This is a genomic window from Acinetobacter bereziniae LMG 1003 = CIP 70.12, assembly GCF_000368925.1.
Taxonomy (GTDB): domain Bacteria; phylum Pseudomonadota; class Gammaproteobacteria; order Pseudomonadales; family Moraxellaceae; genus Acinetobacter; species Acinetobacter bereziniae.
In genome coordinates, this window is the sequence record NZ_KB849755.1 from 1240055 (window position 1) to 1265368 (window position 25314).

Below are 25314 nucleotides of genomic sequence, written 5' to 3' on the forward strand. Positions count from 1 at the left end.
TTTTTGCCTTTGAAATTTAGCACTCTGTTTTAACGTTTAAGAAATGATCAGCATTTTTTTGTAATTTGTGGTTAAATTTCACGTTATTTTAGATTCCACCTTGAATCTGAATCTTTCCACGTATATGGATATCGTATGAGCTCCCTTAACCCCACGTTAATTACCTTTCTATTTTATATAGTTGCAATGGTCATCATTGGCTTAGTCGCTTATCGCGCCACAACCAGTTTTGATGATTATATTTTAGGTGGACGTCGTTTAGGCAGTTTTGTTACTGCATTGTCTGCAGGTGCATCTGATATGAGCGGTTGGTTGCTGATGGGTTTACCTGGTGCAATTTATTTATCAGGTCTATCTGAAATCTGGATCGCCATTGGTTTAATCATGGGTGCTTGGCTGAACTGGTTACTGGTTGCAGGTCGTTTGCGTGTCCACACTGAAATTCAAAATAACTCACTTACACTTCCCGATTATTTTTCAAATCGCTTTAATGATCATAAAAAGATTTTAAGGGTTGTGTCTGCTGTTGTGATTCTTATTTTCTTTGCCATCTATTGTGCTTCTGGCATGGTGGCAGGTGCGCGTTTATTCGAAAGCATGTTCAACATGTCTTACAGTACGGCACTTTGGATCAGTGCTATTGCGACAATCAGTTACGTATTTATTGGCGGATTTCTTGCTGTCAGTTGGACAGATACCATTCAAGCAGGATTGATGATTTTTGCATTATTACTGACCCCGATTGTCACCATACTCAGTTTAGGTGACATGACTACAGTAAATGCAGCATTAGACGCAGCACGCCCTCAAGCCTATAGTTTATTTGCAGATTTGAGTGGTATTGCTGTCATCTCACTTTTAGCATGGGGCTTAGGCTATTTTGGGCAACCTCATATTCTGGTTCGCTTTATGGCAGCAGATTCGGTGAAATCAATCCCAAATGCACGTCGTATTGGTATGACTTGGATGACACTTTGTCTAGGCGGTGCAGTTGCTGCAGGTTTCTTTGGGATTGCCTACTTCCAAATGCATCCTGAATTAGCGGCAACGGTCAATGCCAATCCTGAAACGGTATTTATGGAATTAACTAAAATTCTATTTAACCCATGGATTGCAGGTATCGTTTTAGCGGCTATTCTTGCTGCTGTCATGAGTACCCTGAGTTGCCAGTTATTGGTGTGTTCAAGCACTTTGACAGAAGATTTTTACAAAGCATTTATTCGTAAGACTGCATCTCAAAAAGAACTGGTCTGGGTAGGTCGTTTAATGGTTTTACTGATTGCTGTTCTTGCTATTGTTCTTGCCAGTAATCCTGAGGCGAAGGTTTTAGGTTTAGTCGCTTATGCTTGGGCTGGTTTTGGTGCTGCATTTGGTCCATTGATTATTCTTTCTGTTTTCTGGAAACGGATGACTTTATCTGGCGCTCTTACAGGTATGATTGTGGGTGCGCTTGTAGTGATCCTTTGGAAAAATATTCCAGTATTTGCAACAACTGGTATTTATGAAATTATTCCAGGCTTTATTTGTTCTTTTATCACCATTATTTTATTTAGCTTGATCAGCAAAGCACCTTCAACAGATATGATTGAACGTTTTGAAAAAGCGGATGCAATTTACAAAGAATCTGTTTAAGCCTATCCCCCCCTTTTCATAAAGGGGGAATTTTAATGCTTTATCTGCGCTGAATTATCACGACTATAGTATTGATGTATCTTGCTCTTTAAATATTTCCGTTAGCTTTTTCGAGCCAACAAGAATTGTGAAATTTGGTTGAGCTCTTTGGCATCTTCTCCAAAATAAGCAAGTGCTTTAAATGCTTGATCATGTAATTGTTGCGCATAAATTTGAGCATTTTCCAAACCCATTAACGCAGGATAAGTTGATTTATCCACTTGCTCATCTTTGCCTGCCGTTTTTCCTAAAGATTCAGTATCCGAAATAACGTCTAAGATATCGTCTTGTACTTGAAAGGCTAAACCGATCGCTTGACCATACTGACGCAGTTGCGGAATCGCCTGATCCGTTCCTGAAAAAATGGTCACAGCAGCCATCATAATTGCTGCCTGAATGAGTGCACCTGTCTTATTACGATGAATATTTTCTAGATGTTCCTGATCAACATGTTTGCCTTCAGCCTGTAAATCTAAAACCTGCCCACACACCATTTTTGAACTGGCTGTTGCCAAAATCTGCATTTGCTTGAGAATAATGGCTTGATCTACTGTTTGTCCTTGATCGAAAAGCCGACTCCCTAAAACCTCAAATGCCATGGATTGCAATATATCACCTGCCAATAATGCAGTGTCCTCACCGAAAGCGACGTGACATGTCGGTTGTCCACGACGTAATAAATCATTGTCCATGCAAGGTAAGTCATCATGTGCCAATGAATAGCAATGTATAAATTCAATTGCCACTGCTGCTCGTCGCACCGCTGCAAAATTTGGATTATCAGCTTTTAATTGAGATGTTGCATAACTTAAAGCAGGTCTAACCCGTTTTCCCCCTAACATCACAGTATGATGCACAGCTGATTTTAATGGTTCAGGCAAAGAAAAAGCATCTAAAGCTGTTTGTAAATCTTGCTGAATTTGCACTTGTGCCTGTTGTAAAATTTCTGCATTTACATGGGGAGTTGAAGTCACATCTGCCTCGTTTTGCACAATTTTTTAAAACTAGAAATCAAGTTTTAAAAAAATGGATATATTGGATGAGTCAGAGACATTCTACTATGAGTGATTATAATTCTCACCCATTTATTGGCATACATATAGCGAAATACAGAACTAAAGCTTTATTTAATCCAAACCTAAATTTTTAAATAAAAATAAGGAGTTTTTGCCTTTTTTCTTTGCGTAACGAACAGCGAAATCGAGTTCTTTTTTAACATCAAGTTCTACATTTTGATGTTCTGGATCTAAATGCACAATCCCAATAGATGCCGTTAGATATTCATCGTTTTTTCCAAAAAAGATTTTTTCTTCAGTAATGGCAAATCTAAATCTTTCAGCAAGTGTCATGACTGCCCACTCAGTCAACTGCGCTATCGCAACCACAAAACTTGCTGAATTTAAACGAAAAATCTGTGCTTCAGTTTGACTGATGGCTTCGCTAAGTACAGCGCCTAACCGAATTAAAATATCATCTCCAGCAGTATAACTGTTGAGTTGGTTAAAACGCTTAAAGTCATCTAAATCAATTTTAATGAACGAAATTGTTGTTTGCTGATTCTTTTTCCATTTTTCACTTAGGTAATGATCAAAAGCAAAAGCATTTTGTAAGCCTGTCACTAAATCCAAATAAAGGTGATTATGTAACTTTCGATTATTATTTAATAAAACATTTTCACGTCGTTTTAACCGCGTAATATCAGAGCAAACCACCACAACCCTTTCAATTTCATTATCTTGATTACGAATTGCTTTAAAATAAGAGAGATAGAATTTTCCTTTAACATAAAATTCCTGCTCAAAATCATTTTGATTTTTTGCAAAATGGCGCATTGCTTCATTAAAATGGGCAAAAACCACTGTGGAAAATGTATTTAGCAACTTATCAAACAAATACAGTGCATCACTTTCATAAATGTCCGCAAACTTTTGATTCACACCTAAAAAGCGTGCTTCTTGATCAAGCAAAGCGATCGGTAAAGGAATCTGCGAGATAAACGAAACCAAATGCAATTTATCTATATCTTGTAAATATTCAAAAACTTTCAAACTTTCAAGGCTAGCTTGTAGTTTTATAAGCTCTTGTTCCATACACCACCTCAAAGCTGATTTATTTTTGAATAAAGTGAAATCAGCGTTGAATTCACCTCTAAATACAAGATTGAATACGTAGAAAAAGCATTCAATAAAATAAGTTTCTATATAATATAATTAATATTATGCAATACACCACTCAAAAATAATGCAATTGACGACAAACGTCACAAAATAACAAAACCTTGCATAAGCAAGGTTTTTTGTCGAAATGAATTAGACCAATCGATAAAGCTTTAAATCTTAAAAGAGATTAGAAACTATCCGCAGGAATACGTACCCAACCTTCCATAAGCACTCGTGCACTACGACTCATGATGGCTTTTTTTACAACCCATTGACCATTTTCATTTAAAGCTTGTGCGCCCACTCGAAGCGTTCCTGACGGATGACCAAAGCGTACTGCCTCGCGCTCACCACCTCCAGCAGCCAAATTCACCAAGGTTTGTGGAATAGCTGCCGCCGTGCCAATTGCCACCGCTGCTGTTCCCATCATTGCGTGATGAAGTTTACCCATTGACAGTGCACGAACCAGTAAATCTGTATCTGATTGTGTCACTTGTTTACCACTTGAAGAAGTATAACTTTTAGGCTTAGACACAAATGCCACTTTCGGAGTATGTTGACGATTTGCAGCTTCACTAATGTCCTGAATCAAGCCCATTTTCAATGCACCATAAGCACGAATTTTTTCAAAACGCGCTAAAGCGGCACTATCAGCATTAATATCATCTTGTAGTTCTGTGCCTGTATAACCAATCTCTTCTGCATTTAAGAAAATTGTTGGAATTCCTGCATTGATTAAAGTGGCTTGGAATGTACCAATTTCTGGCACATCTAAAGTATCAACCACATTGCCTGTTGGAAACATTGCTCCGCCATCTTCGCCATCGTCCGCAGGATCTAAAAATTCAATTTGTACCTCTGCCGCAGGAAAGGTTACACCATCTAGCTCAAAGTCTCCGGTTTCTTGAACTTGACCATGACTTACAGGAACATGTGCAATAATCGTTTTGTGAATATTCGCCTGCCATATACGAACAGTACAAATACCATTTTCAGGAATTCGATCTGCTGCGACCAAACCATTACTTATTGCAAAGGAACCTACCGCAGCAGTGAGATTTCCGCAGTTACCGCTCCAATCCACAAATGCTTTATCAATTGAAACTTGTCCAAAAAGATAATCTACATCATGCTCAGGTTGTGAACTCTTTGACAAAATCACCGTTTTACTGGTACTTGATGTTGCACCACCCATGCCATCAATTTGCTTTCCATAAAGATCTGGACTACCGATCACTCGAAGTAACAATTGATCACGTGCTTGTCCAGCTGTTTGCGCGCGTTCCGGCAAGTCCTCCAACCTAAAGAACACACCTTTACTGGTCCCCCCACGCATATAGGTTGCAGGGATTTTGATTTGCGGTGCAAAACTCATTTTATCGCATTCCTTTCAATTATCTTTGTTGTCTAAAATAATGAATCATTATTCAGTTTTATATTACCCTTTTTTTTTGAAAAAACACGGATTGATTGACTTAAGTATGAAATAAAAAAATGAAAATTGAATAAATATCCACCAGTTTAAATATAAATTTAAAAAGCTAAAATAAAACTTATTACATTGAAAATTAAACAAAAACCTAGAGATACTGTTTTTTGACTTTGCAGTTCTCCTTTATAAATCAATCCGATACTAGGCTAAAAGTAACCAATCTATTACAATATTTAAATTCGTATAAATAGAGCTATATACATTGAGCAACGAGTCTACACAGTTACAACGTGGACTTAAAAATCGTCATATTCAATTGATTGCCATGGGTGGCGCTATTGGAACAGGACTGTTTTTGGGTTCAGCACATGTCATCGAAAAAGCTGGGCCATCCATTATTTTGGGTTATGCAATTGGCGGTTTGATCGTTTTTTTAATTATGCGTCAACTGGGGGAAATGATTGTTCATGAACCTGTTGCGGGTTCTTTTAGTCATTTTGCCAATAAATACTGGGGGAAATTTCCAGGATTTTTGACGGGCTGGAATTACTGGATGCTTTATGTTCTGGTCGCAATGACAGAACTCACGGCTGTAGGTAAATATATCAACTATTGGTGGCCTGAAATCCCCAATTGGATTTCGGTACTGTTTTTCTTTGTCCTGATTACACTCATCAACTTAGGAAATGTTAAATTCTACGGTGAATCAGAGTTTTGGTTATCTATTGTTAAAGTCACTGCAATTATTGCCATGATTGTTTTTGGTATTTATCTGATACTTACAGCAGATGTTACATCCGGTATCGCTTTTTCAAATCTATGGTCGCATGGTGGTTTCTTCCCCAACGGATTTGAAGGGTTATTCTTTATGCTGGCTTTCCTTATGTTTGGATTTGGCGGAATCGAATTAGTTGGTATGGCTGCGGCTGAAGCAAAAGATCCTGAAAAAACCATTCCGAAAGCAATCAATCAAGTTGTGCCTCGTATTTTGATTTTTTATGTGGGTTCAATGATTATTCTTTTATCATTGGTGCCTTGGAATCAATTAAATTTTGGTGGTCTAGACAAAAGTCCATTCGTCATGGTTTTCAGTATGATTGGGATCGCATGGGCAGCCCACTTGGTGAATTTCATTATCTTGACCGCAGCACTTTCTGTATATAACAGTGGTATGTATGCCAATAGCCGTATGCTTTATGGTTTAGCCAAGCAAGGAAATGCACCTAAAATCTTTACCAAAACCAATAAACACGGCGTACCTATTCCAGCAGTCCTACTTTCTGCGTTCTTGATTTTAGGTTGTGTGCCGTTAAATTACTATTTGCCAGAAGACGCATTAAGTCATTTGATGTATGTGGTTGTAGGTGCCTTAGTACTCAACTGGCTAATGATCACTTTGACCCACTTAAAATTTAAACGTGCATTACGCTTAACCAATCAAACCAGTAAATACCCTGCTCTATGGGCTCCAATGAGTAACTTTGTGGTGATTATCTTTATTGGTGTGGTTTTATATATCATGTGGGATCAAGGTTTTAAAGAATCGGTATTGATGATTCCTGTATGGATCACGTTAATGCTAATTTTATTTGATATTTTGAATCCGAATGAAATAAAACCAGAAGAAAAATAGAACGAACATAAAGCTATTATCTCGATAATAGCTTTTTTTTCATAGGCATATACGGTAAATTATTGACTTATCGCGCCCTTAGCTTAACTGGATAGAGCAGTTGCCTCCTAAGCGACCGACGTGGGTTCGAGTCCCGCAGGGCGCACCAAATCATTAACCCCACATACATCCATAAACACAAATACAAAATAAAAATTAAACACAATAAATTCGATAAACACATTTGTGATGCCATAGGTAGACTTTGACATTACGTAGGTACAAGAAGTGAAACTAAAAGCCTCAATTTTTATTCTCGGTGGTGAGCACCAATAACCAGGCTGCAATCATCTTATTTTACTCATCTAATTGAGCTTTATAACGATAACAGGTCTGATGAAGTTGAAATATGAGACATCTAATTAAAGAAAGTGATTCAGCAATAATGTACCTCACATTCAATAATAGAAGTACATAAGTATAAATGAGCCAAATAAACATCAAATTCAGCTCATTTATTGAGCCAAATATATGTTATATTTAGCTCACCTTGGAAAGGTTCAAGGTGGAGATTAAAATGCAAGATTGGATTTGGCAAAGTGACAACTGGATAAACTTCACATGGGAAGATGAAACCATCTTACCCAAAACTAGACAAATTCATCAAAAAATTGGGATTCTACTTGGACAAAGTCAGTATGATTTAGCCAAAGAACAATTCACATTAGATACTCTACTTGCCAATCTTGTAGCATCGTCAGCGATTGAAAATGAGACCTTAAATGTGTATTCATTACGTTCCTCACTTGCCCGTCGTTTAGGTGTTACCCTTGAACAACCTTACCCAAGTTCAGACCGATCTGAAGGCTTAGCCAACATCATGCTGGATGCGCTTAACAACGTAAAACAACCACTTACTGTTAAACGTCTTATGCAATGGCACCAATGGCTTTTTAATGACCCTGATTGGACAATGCAGCGCTTACGTATTGGTCAACTCAGAGGTTTAGAACCAATGCAGGTTGTCTCTGGTCGATTGGATTATCCAACAATTCACTTTGAAGCACCTCCGAGAGAGGGACTAGAAGAACGTTTAGAAGCCTTTATCAATTGGTTTAATCATAGTCTAAATAATGCTTTGCTTGACCCCCTACTCCGTGCGGGTATCACACACTTATGGTTTATCACACTCCACCCTTTTGATGATGGTAATGGTCGTATTACACGTACCCTCACAGACCTTGCATTAGCACAAATGGATGAACAGAGCATACGTTTGTATGCGATGTCCCCCGTGATATTAAATAAACGCAAAAGTTACTATGAAATTTTAGAACAAACCCAAAAAAGTGATTCCAATATCACAAATTGGCTTGTTTGGTTTTTAGACACCTTAAGTGACAGCCTTGAAACGACGTTAAAGCAAATTCATCGAACATTGTTTAAAAGTAGGTTTTGGCATAAGTATTCAAACTTAGATCTCCATGAAGGACAACGTAAAGTATTAAATCGTCTATTAGATGGTGGTGAAAATGGCTTTGAACATGGTATCAGTGCCTCACAATATCAAAAGGTTGCTAAAGTGAGTAAAGCAACAGCTACACGGCACTTATCTGACTTGCTGGAAAAAGAGTGTATAATCAAGTTGGAAGGTGGTGGGCGCAATACCCGCTATCAGATCAATACTCAATTATAAACAGAGTACTTTTATTTTTTACGGTAAAATCAATTTGCTTCATAAACTATCAATTTAAAATTCAATGAGATAACCTAACAGTTCGAGTCCCGTAAGACACATAAACAAACTTATTGATAAAAACATGACCTTATTGACAATAATGGATATTTCTTCAGGTCTTATTCTAATAATTGGTTTTCAATCAAACTAAAGTCTCATTTTTTCACCTGATCATATTTCACACAATTACGCGATCAATAATATAGGGAAAAACCAAAACTTTTAATGACAAAACTAAACATATCTATTTAAATAATAATGGTTTTTAATTTAACACAAAACTTTATGCTTATTAATTAAACTATATAGTTCATTTTTTTTTCGAGAATTAGTGTCTTAGAGTATTTACTCTTATTTTTTATATGTTATTTTGTAACTAGGAGTAACTTTGAGTTGTTATTTAGGTATCAAAATTATTTCTCACTCAAAACTTAAGTAATTCAAAGTATTCATTTTATTATATTAGGGAAAAATTAAAATGAAATTAAAAAATCTATCGGTCGCGTTAATTGTTGCAACTTTGCCAGCAACTGGCGTTTTTGCCGCAGCCTTAGATCGTTCAGGTCAATCCATTTCTGCTTTTTTACAGCCAGGCAATTATTTTGAAGCAGGAATTTCTGTTCTAGACCCAACTGTTGAAGGAAAAGAAACTGCAGCAATGGGTGGACGTAACATTAATGATATGGGCGATGATTATTATTTCCCATCTGCTGCATTAAAGCTTCAACTTACAGATAATTTTTCATTTGGTTTACTCTATGATCAACCATTTGGTGCAGATGCAGCCTACAATGGAACCAATGAATTTGTTGCGGCTCCAACTGATCCAGTATTGACTGGTTTGCCAATTACGACCACTCAACTTGGTGGCGTGACTGGAAACACTAAAGTAAAAGTTGATACGCAAAATATTTCAATGATTTTTGGTTTCCAACCAAATGAAAACTTTAATTTCTATGGTGGTGGTGTTTACCAAACAGTTAAAGGCAATGTAAGTCTTCGTGGTAAAGCATATAGCTTATATAATGGCTATGATGCAAAAATTAAAGAAACAAGTGGTGCAGGTTGGTTAGCAGGTGCGGCATTCCAGATTCCAGATATCGCTTTAAAAGCATCTGTAACTTATCGCTCTGAAATTGATCATGATGCAGATGCTACAGAAACTATTGCTATTGCTGATGCATTAGGTGCAATGCCTGCATCACAATTACAAGGCTTACTTGCAAGCTTAGGCAACACTGGTGCAGCAATGACACCAGCATTATTGAAAGCATTAGCTGCCAACAAAGAGTCTGGGAAAACTAAAATTACAACGCCACAATCTGTAAATTTAGATTTCCAAACAGGGATTATGGAAAATACAGTTGCATTTGCAAACTTGCGCTGGGTAGATTGGTCTAGCTTCTCTATCCGCCCTTACAAGTTTGGTAATGTTTCAACTGCAGTTGGTCCATTATTAGGTTTAGCAAATCCGAACAATGCACGTCCAAATGGCTTTAACCTCGTTGAATATTCTAAAGATCAATTCTCTGCAACTGTTGGTGTTGGTCGTAAACTGAATGAACAATGGGCTGGAAATGTATCTGTTGGTTGGGACTCAGGTGCAGGTAACCCTATTACAACTCTTGGTCCAACTGAAGGTTATTGGAACCTTGGTTTAGGTGTTCAGTACAGCCCTACTCCATCAACCTTTATTGCTGGTGGTGTGAAATACTTCTGGTTAGGCGATGCTAAAGCACAAACTGGTGCTCAAGCTGGCGGTAATGATTATGTTGCTGAATTTAAAGACAACAATGCAATCGCATATGGTTTAAAAATGGGTTATAGATTCTAAGCAATCTATAGACATAAAAAATCCCACCTAGCGTGGGATTTTTTATGTCTTCTATAAAATGAGAGGACTAAAAATCATAAAACGAAACTTCACCAGTTTCTAAAGAATATTCAGCCCCGACAACTTTCAGTTTACCTTGCGCAATTAAACTCTCTAAAACGGCTGAACCATGACGTAATTGATTTACAGATGCAAAAACATTTGATTTCACAGCATGCATCGATAATTTTTCTAAATCATCTTTTAATTCTGTTTGCATCAGAATTTCAACGGACGGGCGTACACGATTGACAATTGACATGAGATTTGCGGATGGCGGCGTATTTGGATTTTTGAGCGCCTCGATAGTGGAGTGTATCGCACCACAATGACTATGTCCCAAAACCACGACTAATGGGCAACCAAAACTATCTGCAGCAAACTCAACACTACCTACTTGTGAAGGCGCAACAATGTTCCCTGCCACACGAATCACAAATAAATCACCAAATCCTTGGTCAAATACCATTTCTGCTGGAACACGTGAATCTGAACAACCTAGAATGATGGCAAAAGGTTCCTGACTATCTACCATTTCAGATCGTTGCTGATGCGTCAAAAATTTAGTCAGATTGGTTTCACCATGAGCAAAACGTTCATTACCTTGTTTTAATCGTTCTAAAGCTTCTTGAGCAGTTAGCATATCCTATGTTCCATTGTGCGGAGATTTGGACTATTTTAATGCTGTAAAATTTGAATGTCACTGACTAAAAATAAACTCTGTTACAATTTTTGTTATTGATGAGACTCCCCTTAGAATCACAAAAATATATAGATATAATTCACAATTTTATTTAAATTATTTAACCACATTACAAAATCGTTATTTAATTTGCTCATTTCTTGTCTATTCTTTTGGCAAAAAAATGACAAATATTACTTTCCGAGCAAATGCTGAAAAAATTATGATCATGAATAATATTTTTACTTTATATAATGCCAAGTCTTTTGTTAGGAACTCTATGCATGTTTGATCTGCCCCTAAAGAAAATTCTTCGTTTTTTGAATGACATGTTATTAAGTTTGACAGCAGTCAGTAGCATTCTTTTGGCAAGCCAGACTTATGCAGCTTCCAATACACCAGAATATGTCGACTATTTAAAAATCGTGCAAGAAGAACGTGCTTGGGCAGGGCTAAGTTCTAAAACATTACGTGTGGGTGATGTAGTCTGGTCTTACAGCGAAGGTGGCCCAAAAGATAAACCGACGGTTTTATTGATTCATGGTCTCGCCAGTAGTCGGGATACGTGGAATGAGACTGCGCGATCATTAACCCCTTTCTATCACGTAATTATCCCTGATTTACCATCTGCAGGAAGTACCCAGGTTCCAGCAAATTTTGATTTATCTGTACCTAATGTCACGGAACAACTTCGGCGCTTTATTGAAGCGGCACATATCCAAGATAATTTAAACATAGCCGGACACTCATTGGGCGGAACCATCGCCATGTTTTATGCTTCTCAGTACCCATTTGACACCAAAAGTTTATTTCTGATGAGTACTGGAGGTATTTTTAAATCGACCAATACCAATTATTTAAAAAATCCAATCTACTTGAGGCAGTTGCTCATCACTCAGAAAGGTGATTTAGATTTTGTCATGAAAAAAGTTATGTTCAATCCTCCATTTACAGCCAGTGTAATTAAGGAAGAACAGGAAAAATTATTTATCGCTAAATCACAAGATACAGCAAAAATCATCAATCAAATTGACGCCCTCAATCGACTGTACACCCCTACAACATTCACCACCATGTTAAAAAACATTGAAGCACCCACATTAATTTTATGGGGTCAACAAGATCAGATCATCAATGCTGATGTTGCCAATGAATTAAAATCCGTATTAAAACGACCTGAAACACCTGTGCTTTTACCTCGTGTTGGTCATATGCCATTATTAGAAGCACCAGAACGAGTTGCGGATTACTATTTAAGTTTTTTAAATAAAGTACAACCCCTGCAAAATCCATTGTCTGAGCCTAGGCATACACAAATCGAGTTCAAAAAATGAAACATCCTCTCATTGAACAATTAATCGACGCTCAATTGGTATTTTTAGATCAAACTTTTTCTCAGCCTGAGACTATTAAAGCTGAATTTACTGAGTTTTATCATTGGTTTAGAAAACAACCTTTAAAAGAAATCTGGTCATTTTCGCAAATTAATGACTTATTATATAAGCAGGTTTTAGCAACACCTGCGAGTGATTTTCTGATTGAACAGATTGCTGAACATATTCGTTTTGCTTTAATTCATCCAAGCAATGATGAAACCCTAATTGAAGATATTATCCCTGTTACGACGATTGATAAAATCGCCCAATATGTTGCAAGCAAATCAGGACATCGCCAAGCTTTGATCAAACGTATTGTTAATAATCCTGCATTTTCGAGTATGTTGACTCAGCTGATTCACCATTCTATTCAAGATTATATCGATAATTCAGTCATGAATAAAAAAGTTCCTGGTGTTGGACGTTTTATGAAGATGGGAAAATCCGTCTTGGAATCTGTCACAGACACGAATTTGGATGATACTGTTAAGCATTATTTGCAAAAAAATATTATCAAAATCAGCCAACTCAGTGAACAAGTCATTAATCAACAATTTGATGACAACAAGCTGTATCATTTTCAAGCCAATCTATGGCACAAAATTAAAAAAATCCCGATTGGTGTACTTCGTCAGTATGTAGAAATTAATGACTTACCAAAAACAGTAGGGATGGGTCATGAGATTTGGGAACATATCCGTCAAACAGACTATTTAAAGAAACAAGTTCATGATGGCATACTTACTTGGTATGCACGAAACCAAGAGCGTCAGTTTGATTTGATTTTATCTGACATCAATATTGATGAAGCATTGATTCAAAATGAATTACAGGCTTTGCTTGAACCTGTGATCCAAAGAATGATTTCATCTACACATTTAAAAAATCGTGCACGAATCTATTTAGAGCAGTTCTATTATTCAGATGAAACTTTAAATATTTTAAAATTAGAAAAAGGCGCATAAGCGCCTTTTTTCTAATTATTCAGAATGATACAAGCCTCTTTTAAAAGCTTGTGATGAAACTTATGCCATAACGACGACCATCTAAGAGTTGGTCCCCATCCGCATTTTCTGCTCGCTCATCTAAAATGTTATAAACCCCAAATTTACCTTTTAGATGTTGGTTAAACTTATAGTTAAAACCTACATCTAAAAACTCATAGCCCGGATTAGGATTCGACATTGATGTACGGCTTAAATAAGCTGATGTCTCAGCACGATAATGTAAACGAGACCAAACATTCAAAGCATCATTGATATTATGATCAACTGTAATATTAAACATATGCTTCGGCATTTCATTTAAAGGACGTCCTTTAAATTCACCTGATTTAATTTTAGTATCACTAAATGTGTAGTTTGCGGATAAAGATGTATATTCGGTAATATCTGTTTCTACAGTTGCTTCAATTCCTTTTAATTCTGCTTCGTCTACATTAATACGATCACTGATGAAATAAAATGGTGTAGGACCTTCAGCACATTTCCAAGCTGCTACATTATTTCGATTGGTTGTAGTACCATCTGTGTCGGTTTCACAGGTACGAACCTCAGTTATTTTATCTTTAAATTGAGTAATATAGCCTGTCAATGATGCATTGAAATATTCATTTTTCCAGTTTAACCCCAACTCTGAAGAAACACTTGTTTCTGGATCTAGATCTGGATTCGCACGAATGATACCCCGCCCCGTTGGTGTTGGCGAACCACCACCACCTGTTACACTATAAAAGCCTTCTGTTGCAGCACGAATGTCAGGCTGTTTATAACCAGTAGAAACACCACCTTTTACCGTAAAATTATCATTTAGAGTGAACACACCGTATAAGCGTGGAGAAACATTACCACCATAATTTTCATCATGGTCATAACGCACACCACCCGTTAAATCAAAACGATCTGTGATACTCCATGTATCTTCTAGAAATGCAGCAGCAGACCAACGAGTTAATTCACTAAATTCCGGAATATTTGGATTTCGGTTAGTCGCCTTATCATTTAAAGACTCATCTTTATAATAAGTGCCAAATGACAGACGATGATTGTCTAAATTCCAGTTCCACTGATTATTGAAAGTCCATGTTTCCAGCTCGATCCCTTTAGTATCCAATGTGGTATTTTCACGATCAGGATTTCGAGAGTTTTCATACTGTAAATATGTCGAACTTTCTAAATTATCACTATAATGTCCATTGTGTGTTAAAGAATAAACACTACGATAATTTCTTGAAAATGAATCTGAAGCATTAGCTGCTGGTGCAACTGTTTTGCCTACCGTTGATTCAGCATCTTGTTTCACAAAGTTCGCGTCTAATTGTAAGTCATGCTGATCGTTGACTAAATAAGTAAATCGCGTATTTAAACTTTCACGCTCTACACCACGAAAACCACCTTCGTAGCTATCCTCATTTCTTTTCTGCTTATTTATACCTAACTGTAAACCCAGCTTATTTGCAATCAAAGGTCCTGATAGATAAACCGATCCATTTTTAATATCACCAGCATTACCACTGTCCTGAATCACGGAACCTAATTCAACTGTACCAGACCATTCATCACTTACTTTTTTAGTAATAATATTAATTACACCACCCATAGCCTCACTACCATATAAGGTTGAGGCTGGACCACGGATAATTTCAATACGCTCAATGGCAGCCATTGGAGGCAAAATATTCTTTTCAAAACCGTAATCATCACCATTCGGGTTCACATCTTTTGAATATTGACGCTTACCATCAATCAAAAACAAGGTGTAATTTGAACTCATTCCTCGAATACTAATACCCTGAGCAGAGCCAGCCCCAGAAATTACAACACCAGGAGTATTACGAAGAACATCGGTAATATCATTATATTCACGCTTTTGTAATTCTTCTTTACCAATCACCGTAATGGATGCTGGAGCTTTGCTAAGGTCCTGTTCATAACCAGCTGCAGAAACTACTATTGTTTGTAATTTTGCTAATTCAGAATTTTCCGAGCTTTTTTCATTTAAAATTGGTTGTGAATTTGCTGCATGTGTAGTACCCATCATAATAGTGATAATGGAGAAAGATAACGCAGATTGGATGATACGACTAGCTGACATAAGGTATTCCAAAGAGGCTAAGCAATGAATAGACGATAAAGATTTAGATACAATGTGTAATAAAACTCCATAGCATTATAAACAATATTAAGAATTATTCTCATTTTTATTATTTGTTTGATTATTTTTTATTCATTTTTACGCTTATTTTTAAGATTTTACAAATTTTTTAAGTTTCATTTAAGGTTGCTGAAATTCAAAAAATTAAATTGTCAAAAAAAAAACCTCCGAATTTTCGAAGGCTTTTTTTGAATCACTTTGAATCAGTATATTGATGAGACAAATTATTTGAAGTATGCACCTTCGGCTTGGCTATGATCAGTTTGATCTACCACACGACCTAACTCTGGAATGTGCTGTTTTAAGGTAGTTTCAACGCCTTGCTTCAATGTGACATCGATTGCTGAACAGCCCTGACAACCACCACCAAATTTCAATACAGCCGTTAAACCATGCTCTTCATCTTCAATAACTTCAACCAAAGCACAGTTACCACCATGCCCTGCAAGTCCTGGATTAATTTCCGCTTGAAGAATATAGGTAATTCTTTCTTCCATTGACGCATCTGGACCAACACGTGGTACTTTCGAGTTTGGCGCACGAAATGTTAATTGACCACCAAAACGGTCTTTGTTGTAGTCAATTACCGCATCTTTCAGATATGGAATAGATGGTGTATCAATAAATGCTGGAAAATCAGGATAATCTTGCTTGTAATCTGTTGGAGCAACTTCATCAGGCGCACTGTACGCCATACAACATTCTGCACGTGGAGTCCCTGGATTTTCAACAAATACACGAACGCCAATTCCTGGAGTATTTTGCTTCTCCAAAAGATCTTTTAAATACTCCTGCGCATTTGGAGTAATCAATAAATTTGGAATTTCTTCTGCAACTGCAGTATTGGTGTTCTCAGTCGACATAACTCTATCCTCAAGCTGAAGTCGGTATTTTAACTGAAGATGAGGCTGAATGACCAAAAATCAACTAAAATTGTCGGAATTAAATTAAAAAGATGTAAAAACATAAGATATTCAAAATTCGAGACAAAAATTACCCTCATTCACATCAAAAAAAAGCTTTTCTATCGCTAAATTTTTACCAGCAAGATCAAGTGTAATCCATCAATTCCAAAGCAATACATGACTGAAATATGTGAAATACACTGACTCAGCTAAAGTATTTTTAACAACCCAATTTCATCTCAACATTTCGTTTGATGTGACATTACAATCGCACAACCAATTGAGCTGCATTTTGTCAGATTATGCCACTCGATTCCTCAATTTGGCATGGATAATGTATACATCTGTATATTAATGATGAAGTAAAACGAGATATTTTGCATGTCCAGTTCAAATGAAGGTTTACAATTCACGGTTCATCCTGAAACCCAAAAAAGCAGTAGCTCCCAAGTGGGTAAGGAAATTATTGCTGAGGCACTGTCATTGGTTGACAATATCAATGCTCAAAAGGTGTTGGATGAAAAAAACTGGCGTAAAAATTATCCCATTTATTTTAAAGCATTGGTAGAAAACGGCATTCAATCGACACATAACGCGATCACGATTGCAAAACAAGGCTTACATAAAGCTCAACACAGCTTTGACTTTTTCAGAGATGGGCAGCGTTATTCCTTAAAAGACGTGATGTCAGTTCCCCTCTTAGACAAAATTCAAACCATCACGATTAAAGGACAATCGGATGCACAACCCGAATGGTTTGTTCCTTATCATGGACAAAAACTTTCAGGTGAAGCCTTACTCAAACAAATTCAGACATGGCAAGAAGCAGGCATCATTGAAACCAGCCATGCGGATGCCTTAAGAGAAGTGGTTGCCCATCCAGAATGGTTTGATTTATCTGACCGTACTTTGGTTTTATTCGGCGCAGCCTCAGAAGCAGGTCCTTTGACATGGTTAGCTCAATGGAAAGCCAATATTATTGCAGTGGATTTACCCAATGAGCGTGTTTGGGGGAAAATTCTCGAGACTATTCAAAATGGTAATGCCACCCTCTATGCACCAAGCTTACAACAAATCAATGACAGCAATGATTTGAATGAATTAAAAACCAAGCTTGGAGCAAATTTACTCACCCAAATTCCTGAAATTACGCAATGGTTATGCGAGAACCCACACAAACTAGACTTGGCATCTATTGCATATCTAGATGGTGAAAAGCATGTGCGTGTTTCAATCGCAATGGACAGTATCATGAGCAATGTCAGTGAACAAAAAACTGACTCATCATTGATGTATATGTGTACGCCAACGGATGTCTATGCAGTGCCAAAAGAAGTGATTGAAGGTGCTACAGAAAAGTTTAAACAACGATCAAAATTTGAAACAATACTCAGCAAAAGTATCTCAGCACTCTCTTTAAAACAATTTTTTAAAAATAACAATCAGCAGATAATACACTCTGAAAATGGCAAAGCTTATGGCATTGCTGACTGTTTAGTGGTTGAGCAAGGTCCGAACTATGCTTTAGCAAAACGCATTCAACAATGGCGTGCGACTTTAGCAAGACATCAAGGACAACATGTCAGTATCAATATCGCACCTTCAACCACAACTCACTCTGTCACTAAAAATCCATTACTTAAAGCTGCGTTTAATGGTGCAAGTTTATTTGATGTTGAAGCATTTAGCCCTGAAACCACCAATTCGATCATGGCGGCATTGTGGATTCATGATCTCAAAAACCCAAACTCGGTTGCCAACCCAGCAACACAAATGGAACATCCATTAGAGTTGATGATGGAAGGTGCGAATCATGGTGGTTTATGGCGTGTTGCCTACCTTGCCCGTACAGCACTTCCTTTTGCAGCGATTTATGGCTTTGCAACGGATAAGCTTCCTATTCAGAAGATTTTAGGAAAAACCAAAAAATAATTGTTCAATTTTAAAAAGTTGATCAGGTAATGCCCATTTATTTATGATAAATGGGCATTTCTTTTAAATATAAAAATATTTCACTGTTCAAAGTGTTGATTACACCATCATGTTATTTACCACTTAAACTCACTTAAGTTGAATAAATTTGATCAATTGAATGTTTAAAAAAATATGTTATACACAGTTAAACGATCGCGTCATTTTTATACAATTGACAGTTTTCTAACGATCGTTTAAAAATAGATAAAACAACTAAAGCGAGAACAACAACATGTCAAATTCACAAGGAAAAGTAAGCCGAGAAATCCGAGGTCATATTTTCTTAATCGGCTTGGATCGTGCAGATAAGCGGAATGCTTTTGATAGCCATATGATCCATGACCTATCACTTGCGCTCACGGAATATGAAAAAAATCCTGAACTTCGCTGCGCAGTAGTTTTTGCGCATGGTGAACATTTTACTGCGGGTTTAGATTTGGTTGAGTTACAACCCAAATTAGCTGACGGCGTTTTTAGTTTTACTGATGATATGGTTAATCCTTGGGGGACTGTAGGGCGCCAAAGAACAAAACCATTGATTACAGCAGTCCAAGGCTATTGTTATACCGCAGGGATTGAACTGATGTTGAATTCAGATCTTGTCATTGCCAATCAAAATACCCAGTTTACGCAGATCGAGGTACAACGTGGTATCTTGCCTTTCGGTGGCGCAACAGTACGTTTCGTACAAGCCGCAGGCTGGGCAAAAGCCATGAAATATGTACTCACAGGTGATTTGTTCAATGCACAAACAGCCTATGAAATGAATTTGGTTACCGAAGTCGTTGAAGGCAATAATCAGTTGATTCGTGCATTGGAATTAGCTGAACGTATTGCAAGTGCGGCACCACTCGCAGTTCAAGCAGCGCTGCATTCTGCCCATCAAGCATTTTTATACAGCCCTGAAGTTGCGTTTGGTAATTTGCAAAATTTATTGACGCCGTTGCTCAACTCTGAAGATGCACAGGAAGGTGTAAGAGCCATGATTGAACGTCGTGCTCCACAGTTCAAGGGTAAATAAACCATTATTTTAAGATTTAGCAATGCCAAAAAATTAGAGATAAGATGATGCCAAATATAAACCACCTCGCACAAATACAACCCTCGAAAGAAAATGGTTTTAAATGTGAATCGGTCACATTTCAAGCTTTGGATGGCTATACGCTTGTTGGAACACGTTATACCCCAACCCAAAATTCGATTAAAGCCAATTTACTGGTTTCAAGTGCTACTGGCGTACCACAGGCATTCTATCGACGATTCTCTGAATATGCTTCGCAAATGGGCTATCAAGTGCTTTGCTTTGATTACCGTGGTGTAGACAAGTCTGCACCACGGCAACTAAAAGGCTTTAAAATGTCTTATCTGGACTGGGGCAAATTAGATCTTGCAGGCGCGATTGACTACTTTTTTGAAGATGACACTGCTTTATTTGTTGTGGGACATTCTTATGGTGGTCAAGCGCTTGGGCTAACCCCCAATCATGACAAAGTCACAGCGATGTATTGTTTCGGTACAGGTGCTGGATGGCACGGCTATATGCCTTTGAAAGAAAAACTTAAAGTTCAGGTGATTTGGAATATCGTGTTTCCCCCGATGGTCGCTATCACGGGTTATTTACCTTGGAGTAAACTCAATATGGGGGCTGATCTTCCAAAAGGCGTATATCAACAGTGGCGTAAATGGTGTAAAAATCCAACTTATTTTTTTGCTGATCCTGAACAACAGACATTGCATGACCAATATGCTCAAGTCAAAACGCCGATTTATGCTGTCGCAGCTTTGGATGATGATTGGGCTTTACCGAACTCTCGTTATGCATTTATGCAACATTATAAAAATGCGCCTATGCATTTTATCAATATTTCAGCAGATGAATTTGGACTTCAACAGATTGGGCATATGGGATATTTTCGAAAAGGTTCGGAACAGATTTGGGATAAAATGTTAGCTACTTTTGAGAGTTTAATACCACCTTCTTCATAAATACAGCGCAATATAAATTTGTAGATTTTCTAGGTAAGCTATGCGTCCACAAAAACTTTCTACTGAACAGATGCTCAATAGCTGTGCTTTACAATTTAAAGCACATGGTTATGCTGGGACAAGTATGGATATGTTGGCAAAAGCATGCGGACTGAGTAAAGCCTCTTTTTATTATTATTACCCAAGTAAAGAAGCTTTATTGATGCAAGTTCTAGAACATACTCATCAATATCTAAATCAATCTTTGTTTAAGCTTGAAGACTTTGCTGTCATTGATACATCTACCCAGTTTCAAACCATACATGAAAAAGCAGTACTTTTTTTTAGTTATGAAATAAAAGGCTGTCTCATGGGTATTCTTTCATTAGAAGCCAATGATATATCTTACACGGTGTTGCAAAAGATTCGCACCATTTTTCAGGATTGGCAGCATGTTTTATATCAACTCTTTAAACAAACGCTCAACGAGCAAGATGCTCTAAAGGTAGCCAAAATAACTGTAGCAGATTATGAGGGAGCAATTTTAATGTATCGACTTTATCAAGATATATTCTATTTGGATCAAGTCAAAAAACGTGTACTGCAACTACTATAAAATAATTTTATTCAACTTTAACCCATACATAACTTCAGTGATTTAAATGATGAAATATTTAACAAATTTAATTTTTTATGCCTTCCTTTCAACCAGTATCTGTAGCATTGCATATGCCAAATGCAATCAGACAGATCAACTACAGACCTATAGCTGTATGGAGCAGCAGCTCAAAACAGATAAGGTAAAAATGAATAAGATCTATCAACGAATCTACCAACAATATGATGCTAAAAATAAAGCGTTGCTGGAAAAAGCACAAAAAGCTTGGCTGAGCTATCGTGATGCGCAATGTACAGAACTTACGGGAAGCTTATATTATGGTGCAATGGGCTTAGCTTCAGGCTTTGCACATTTAGACTGTGAAATGAATGCGACACAATTTCGACTCAAAGAATTAACCAGTTTACTGGAAGGTCAATAACGGTCTTTGAACTCGGCTTTATGTTCTACCCCCTGATGATCGACATGGGCGTAGAACACGCCATAACGCCCAACATAATATTCAAGCGATTGGTCATGATAATTCCAAAAAATAGACCATTCCCCAAAGTCAAATGAGCCAACTTGACTTTGTGTATTCATTGGCATCTTACTCAACATATCATGCTGAATATGCCCCGCTTGAGAAAAATCTTTAGTTTGTAGCGCCTGCTGAAAAAACAATTGTGCTGCGGCATCAAATAAACGTTGATCTTCATCAGTGATCTGAAACTCATTGGCAGTTTCTGGTTCGGTCATAACTTGCTGTTCAACTTGATCTATAGAATCTTGTGTTGAGGATATTTCTGTGGTGTTTTTTTGTCGTTCTTGATCAATCATCTGTTTAATCAGCTTGGTTTTTTCAGGCAATTCATGATCTTCGGGTGGATTTTTTATCCATTTGGAAAGGTCTTGCCTTTGCTGTTCGACGGCTGCATTAATTTTATGTTTAGCGAACAAACGCCATAACACATAGAGTGCAATCAAAATGAGTAAAACAATGATTAATTTCAACATAGACTCATCTCAAACATAAAATACAGCTTAGTTCAGACGTATTTGCCAAGTTTAAAGCTAGATATTTTGATTGTTTTTTTAGTGATATACTGATTGAATTGTATAACGATCAAAATCAACTGATCAGCTTTAAACGTAACAATTTCTTTCTTTACAATACCTAATCAGCAGTTGTTTGAAATAGCTTTAAATTCCCACCTGAAAATTCAAGCCCTTTGTTTGGAATCTTCTTTAAAGTAATGGGTTTTCCTACATTTTTATAAATTGGCTTGTCGCCATCAAGTTCTTTTAAATCAATTTTTTGAATGTAGATCTGATTATTCCGTGTATAGAGCTTTACACCTCCTTCATCTGATGCCATATAATGAACTTTTAGATGGTGAATATGTTGTAAGTCTTCTACCCATACAATAATTAAATCACCACCTCGTTCATACATACCATCAAAATAAACAGTATCTGCATCGATTTTTTCTGCTTTTACTGCAACATAACCAATAGCATCAACACTATGATCGACAAAATAGACTGATTTTTTGCCATTAAACTGCAATCCATACGCTGAATAATATTGTTCTTTATTTTGCTTCTTCGTTTGGCATGAATAGCTCTTTAACCCGACTTTTGTTGAACCTAACTGGTAAGTTTGTGCTGTAAATATCTCGCTATCATCTTGTGTGCATTCATTAGAAAGCTTCGTTTGAACGGTTAATTGTTCAAATGGTTTGGCATAGATTTGTGCTGTTGCCACTAAACCACAGATCAATAAAAAGGATGGGAATGATCGTATTTTCATGTCGATTTTCTATATTTTTAGAATAAAGGATGATCACTTCAATACTTTAGCAAAGAAATGATCGATTCAAGCATCATTGTATCAATATTTAAATGATACAACACCCTATCCGTACGTATAGAACATTTAAAAGTGATTATTGTAAGGTCTTTAACTGTGCCAAGCTTTGCTGTTGTTGTAATTGTTGCTCAAATTCTGCTTTACCTTTTGCCACATAATTTTGCAATCCATCTGGATCAATAAATGCATTTTGGTCACCTGCTTTCAGTCTAATCAATTTCTGCTTCATATTGAAACGATCAGCTTTATTTGCCAAAAAGATATCAGCATGAATCGCATTTAACGTTTGAAATGTTTTTTGCATATCCGTCACGATATGAGGGTAATTTTTGTTATTTAATAAATGATAGCCCCCTGTAAACAAACTATCAGCATAAATAATTTGATAATGTTTAAAGTGATACTGTACTTCGGTTGTCCATGAAGTCGCACCCGGTAAATGCCCAGGCGTAGCATGAGCTGTAAAGACTTGTTCACCCAACTTTAACTGCTCGCCATCTTTAAAAATCAGATCCGCTTTTACAGGAGGAAATGGCAATTGATTTCCCAAAGCAAAGTCCGTGCTGGCGCCATTGGCGAGCATCTCAGCATTCTCTGCACTGGCAATCAGTTTTGCCCCACTCCATTGTTTTAATTTGGCAAAACCACCTGCCTGATCCAAACGTGCATGACTATTTAACAGATATTTAACATCGGTGATTTTAAAACCCAATTTCTCAATATTACTTTTGATCTGTACCGCAGATTGATCAATTCCACTATCAATGAGAACCAAACCTGCACCTGTATCAAATAAGACTGAAGAAAGATTTTCAGTACCGACATAATAAACATGGTGGAAAATTTTAAAAGGCTCAATCGGTGCATTCCACAGCTCAAACAGACTCATCGGTGGGGCTTCAGTCAATGCTTGTTGTGAGTTTAAGGTTGCAGCTTGTGAAAATTGAATACTCATTGCCATTAACGAAACAACGATAGATTTGATCAGGCGCATATAAGCGATCCATGCTGACAAAGAGTCGCTATATTTTCTCAAATCATGATATTTTTCAAACTTTAACTGTCTAAAAAACAGCTAAATACAGCTGTAATTGTAAAAAACTTTTTCAACTATAACTTATGGCTTATTTCTGGGCTTAAGCACTTTGTTTGCAATACGATTACTGGTATCTATCGCAAATTGATCAACATATCGGCTATAAAAATTTGCAACGATTAAAGTCACAGCAATTGCACTTAAACCAGAAACAAGAACAGTCCACGAATATGCCCAATGCCAACTTAAAAACAAATTAAACAGTGGAATACACACCAAATACAACATCAACAAATGCAGTAAGTAAATGGAAAAAGATAATTTACCGAGCCACACCAAAATAGGATGATCCAAATGTCGCGATAATAATGGGCTCATCAATACACTATAAACAATCAAGATTCCTGCAATAAAATTGCCATAATCATAGGTGTTTTCACCTAAGATATGATAAAGACCCGCATATGCTGTACTGGTATTGTGCGCTCCTGCAAAATACAAACCTGTGAACAACATGAGAATCGCAATCAAATTGGGCAATGTTTTCGCATAGAGATAAATATAGATTCCAATAATAAAACTCGAAATACCAAAGCTAAACCCTTGTCCGCGCCATATAAATGCAAGACAGGGAATCAGTAGTGATGCGAACCAAAATGCTATCTTTTTATACTGATAAAGATAAAGTAAAAAAAATAAGACAAATGAACCCATCAACTCAATGGTCATGGTCCACAAGACCCAATTGACATCACTTTCAGAAAATAGAAAAGCACCTATCGTGCCTTCATAAAGTGCATGACTAAAACTGTAATTTTGTACTGCAAATGCTTGTAACCAAGCCCCCACATGCTGGCTATCGATATGAATGATTTTAAAGACTGACCACATCAGCAAACATGATGCAAGTGCAGGAATCATTAAGCGTGGATAACGCTTAATCATCATATTCTTGATTTTAGAATGAAATTGCTGCGGGCTTTTTAAGATGGCATAGCTCAGTACATAGCCACTCAATACAAAAAAAACAAAAACAGCTGCATCGCCTGAGTAAAAAAAACCAAACGGCGAATGATGTATGTGATACACCCATTTAAGATCCGTGGTTTCATGAGGATCAAAGTGATGTAAATATGGAAAAAAACTCATGGCAAGATGAGAAAATACGACAGCTAAACAGGCTAAGCCTCGGATACTTTCTGCCGAATTTATTTTTGCGGACATCTATTATTCCCTATGAAAACAAAAGCCCCAACCAGTGGGACTT

21 protein-coding genes, 1 tRNA gene and 1 pseudogene are annotated in these 25314 nt (G+C 37.0%); 12 read left to right on the forward strand and 11 right to left on the reverse strand.

The features are described from left to right. Window positions 1-135 precede the first annotated feature (135 nt). Window positions 136-1632: a sodium/proline symporter PutP gene (putP, locus tag F938_RS07770; protein WP_005030801.1), complete on the forward strand. Its 1497-nt coding sequence runs from the start codon at window positions 136-138 to the stop codon at window positions 1630-1632. 101 nt (window positions 1633-1733) lie between these two features. On the opposite strand, the gene F938_RS07775 is transcribed toward putP, so the two are convergent. The 3 genes from F938_RS07775 to prpF all read right to left on the reverse strand — a co-directional run bounded on the left by F938_RS07775 (window position 1734) and on the right by prpF (window position 5205). Then, window positions 1734-2645 (reverse strand): polyprenyl synthetase family protein, encoded by a 912-nt coding sequence (locus tag F938_RS07775; RefSeq protein ID WP_005030803.1) that lies wholly within the window; start codon window positions 2643-2645, stop codon window positions 1734-1736. Window positions 2646-2798: 153 nt separating this feature from the next. Next, window positions 2799-3761 carry a sensor domain-containing diguanylate cyclase gene (locus F938_RS07780; RefSeq protein ID WP_005030805.1) on the reverse strand — a complete coding sequence of 321 codons (963 nt, stop codon included), beginning with the start codon at window positions 3759-3761 and terminating at the stop codon, window positions 2799-2801. 256 nt (window positions 3762-4017) lie between these two features. After that, window positions 4018-5205, reverse strand: coding sequence for a 2-methylaconitate cis-trans isomerase PrpF (gene prpF, locus F938_RS07785; RefSeq protein ID WP_005030806.1), 1188 nt, complete (start codon window positions 5203-5205; stop codon window positions 4018-4020). 319 nt (window positions 5206-5524) lie between these two features. Here prpF and F938_RS07790 point away from each other — a divergent pair, with 319 nt between their 5' ends. Next, a complete protein-coding gene (locus F938_RS07790; protein ID WP_004828147.1) occupies window positions 5525-6895 on the forward strand; it encodes an amino acid permease in 1371 nt (456 codons plus the stop codon). A gap of 72 nt (window positions 6896-6967) precedes the next feature. Beyond that, window positions 6968-7043 (forward strand) — tRNA-Arg (locus F938_RS07795). Window positions 7044-7099: 56 nt separating this feature from the next. On the opposite strand, the pseudogene F938_RS24690 reads toward F938_RS07795, so the two are convergent. Further along, a pseudogene (locus tag F938_RS24690) lies at window positions 7100-7291 on the reverse strand (IS3 family transposase); the annotation flags it as partial. A 160-nt stretch (window positions 7292-7451) separates the two neighbouring features. On the opposite strand from F938_RS24690, the gene F938_RS07800 reads away from it, so the two are divergent. Both F938_RS07800 and F938_RS07805 read left to right on the forward strand, forming a co-directional pair. Beyond that, a complete protein-coding gene (locus tag F938_RS07800) occupies window positions 7452-8570 on the forward strand; it encodes a Fic family protein (RefSeq protein ID WP_004828143.1) in 1119 nt (372 codons plus the stop codon). Between the two features lie 520 nt (window positions 8571-9090). Further along, the gene (locus F938_RS07805; protein ID WP_004828141.1) at window positions 9091-10446 is read left to right on the forward strand and encodes an OmpP1/FadL family transporter; all 1356 of its coding nucleotides are present in this window, start codon (window positions 9091-9093) and stop codon (window positions 10444-10446) included. A gap of 67 nt (window positions 10447-10513) precedes the next feature. Here the strand turns inward: F938_RS07805 and F938_RS07810 are convergent, their stop codons facing one another. Beyond that, window positions 10514-11128: a carbonic anhydrase gene (locus F938_RS07810; RefSeq protein ID WP_004828139.1), complete on the reverse strand. Its 615-nt coding sequence runs from the start codon at window positions 11126-11128 to the stop codon at window positions 10514-10516. 323 nt (window positions 11129-11451) lie between these two features. Here F938_RS07810 and F938_RS07815 point away from each other — a divergent pair, with 323 nt between their 5' ends. Both F938_RS07815 and F938_RS07820 read left to right on the forward strand, forming a co-directional pair. Further along, window positions 11452-12501 carry an alpha/beta fold hydrolase gene (locus F938_RS07815; protein WP_004828136.1) on the forward strand — a complete coding sequence of 350 codons (1050 nt, stop codon included), beginning with the start codon at window positions 11452-11454 and terminating at the stop codon, window positions 12499-12501. Beyond that, window positions 12498-13508: a hypothetical protein gene (locus F938_RS07820; protein WP_005030807.1), complete on the forward strand. Its 1011-nt coding sequence runs from the start codon at window positions 12498-12500 to the stop codon at window positions 13506-13508. Before F938_RS07815 ends, F938_RS07820 begins: the two co-directional genes overlap by 4 nt. A 40-nt stretch (window positions 13509-13548) precedes the next feature. On the opposite strand, the gene F938_RS07825 is transcribed toward F938_RS07820, so the two are convergent. Together F938_RS07825 and nfuA are read right to left on the reverse strand one after the other, a co-directional pair. Continuing rightward, window positions 13549-15636, reverse strand: a complete 2088-nt coding sequence (locus F938_RS07825; RefSeq protein WP_004828131.1) for a TonB-dependent receptor domain-containing protein — start codon at window positions 15634-15636, stop codon at window positions 13549-13551. Between the two features lie 284 nt (window positions 15637-15920). Beyond that, a complete protein-coding gene (nfuA, locus tag F938_RS07830) occupies window positions 15921-16559 on the reverse strand; it encodes a Fe-S biogenesis protein NfuA (protein ID WP_004828129.1) in 639 nt (212 codons plus the stop codon). Window positions 16560-16982: 423 nt separating this feature from the next. Here nfuA and F938_RS07835 point away from each other — a divergent pair, with 423 nt between their 5' ends. From F938_RS07835 to F938_RS07855, 5 genes are all read left to right on the forward strand, one after another. After that, the gene (locus F938_RS07835) at window positions 16983-18533 is read left to right on the forward strand and encodes a hypothetical protein (protein ID WP_004828126.1); all 1551 of its coding nucleotides are present in this window, start codon (window positions 16983-16985) and stop codon (window positions 18531-18533) included. Window positions 18534-18807: 274 nt separating this feature from the next. Beyond that, entirely contained in the window at window positions 18808-19596 is a 789-nt protein-coding gene (locus F938_RS07840; protein ID WP_005030808.1) for a crotonase/enoyl-CoA hydratase family protein, read from the forward strand. A gap of 47 nt (window positions 19597-19643) precedes the next feature. Next, window positions 19644-20561 carry an alpha/beta hydrolase family protein gene (locus tag F938_RS07845; protein ID WP_005030809.1) on the forward strand — a complete coding sequence of 306 codons (918 nt, stop codon included), beginning with the start codon at window positions 19644-19646 and terminating at the stop codon, window positions 20559-20561. A gap of 40 nt (window positions 20562-20601) precedes the next feature. Continuing rightward, window positions 20602-21156: a TetR/AcrR family transcriptional regulator gene (locus tag F938_RS07850; RefSeq protein ID WP_005030811.1), complete on the forward strand. Its 555-nt coding sequence runs from the start codon at window positions 20602-20604 to the stop codon at window positions 21154-21156. Between the two features lie 49 nt (window positions 21157-21205). After that, window positions 21206-21580 (forward strand): lysozyme inhibitor LprI family protein, encoded by a 375-nt coding sequence (locus F938_RS07855; protein WP_010591010.1) that lies wholly within the window; start codon window positions 21206-21208, stop codon window positions 21578-21580. Here the strand turns inward: F938_RS07855 and F938_RS07860 are convergent. The 4 genes from F938_RS07860 to F938_RS07875 form a co-directional block, all read right to left on the reverse strand. Further along, the gene (locus tag F938_RS07860) at window positions 21574-22155 is read right to left on the reverse strand and encodes a hypothetical protein (RefSeq protein ID WP_005030813.1); all 582 of its coding nucleotides are present in this window, start codon (window positions 22153-22155) and stop codon (window positions 21574-21576) included. The two genes, F938_RS07855 and F938_RS07860, sit on opposite strands and share 7 nt — an antisense overlap. A 160-nt stretch (window positions 22156-22315) precedes the next feature. Then, window positions 22316-22951, reverse strand: coding sequence for a hypothetical protein (locus tag F938_RS07865; RefSeq protein ID WP_005030814.1), 636 nt, complete (start codon window positions 22949-22951; stop codon window positions 22316-22318). 136 nt (window positions 22952-23087) lie between these two features. Beyond that, a complete protein-coding gene (locus F938_RS07870; RefSeq protein WP_005030815.1) occupies window positions 23088-24005 on the reverse strand; it encodes an HARLDQ motif MBL-fold protein in 918 nt (305 codons plus the stop codon). 123 nt (window positions 24006-24128) lie between these two features. After that, window positions 24129-25271: an acyltransferase family protein gene (locus F938_RS07875; RefSeq protein WP_005030816.1), complete on the reverse strand. Its 1143-nt coding sequence runs from the start codon at window positions 25269-25271 to the stop codon at window positions 24129-24131. Window positions 25272-25314: the final 43 nt, after the last annotated feature.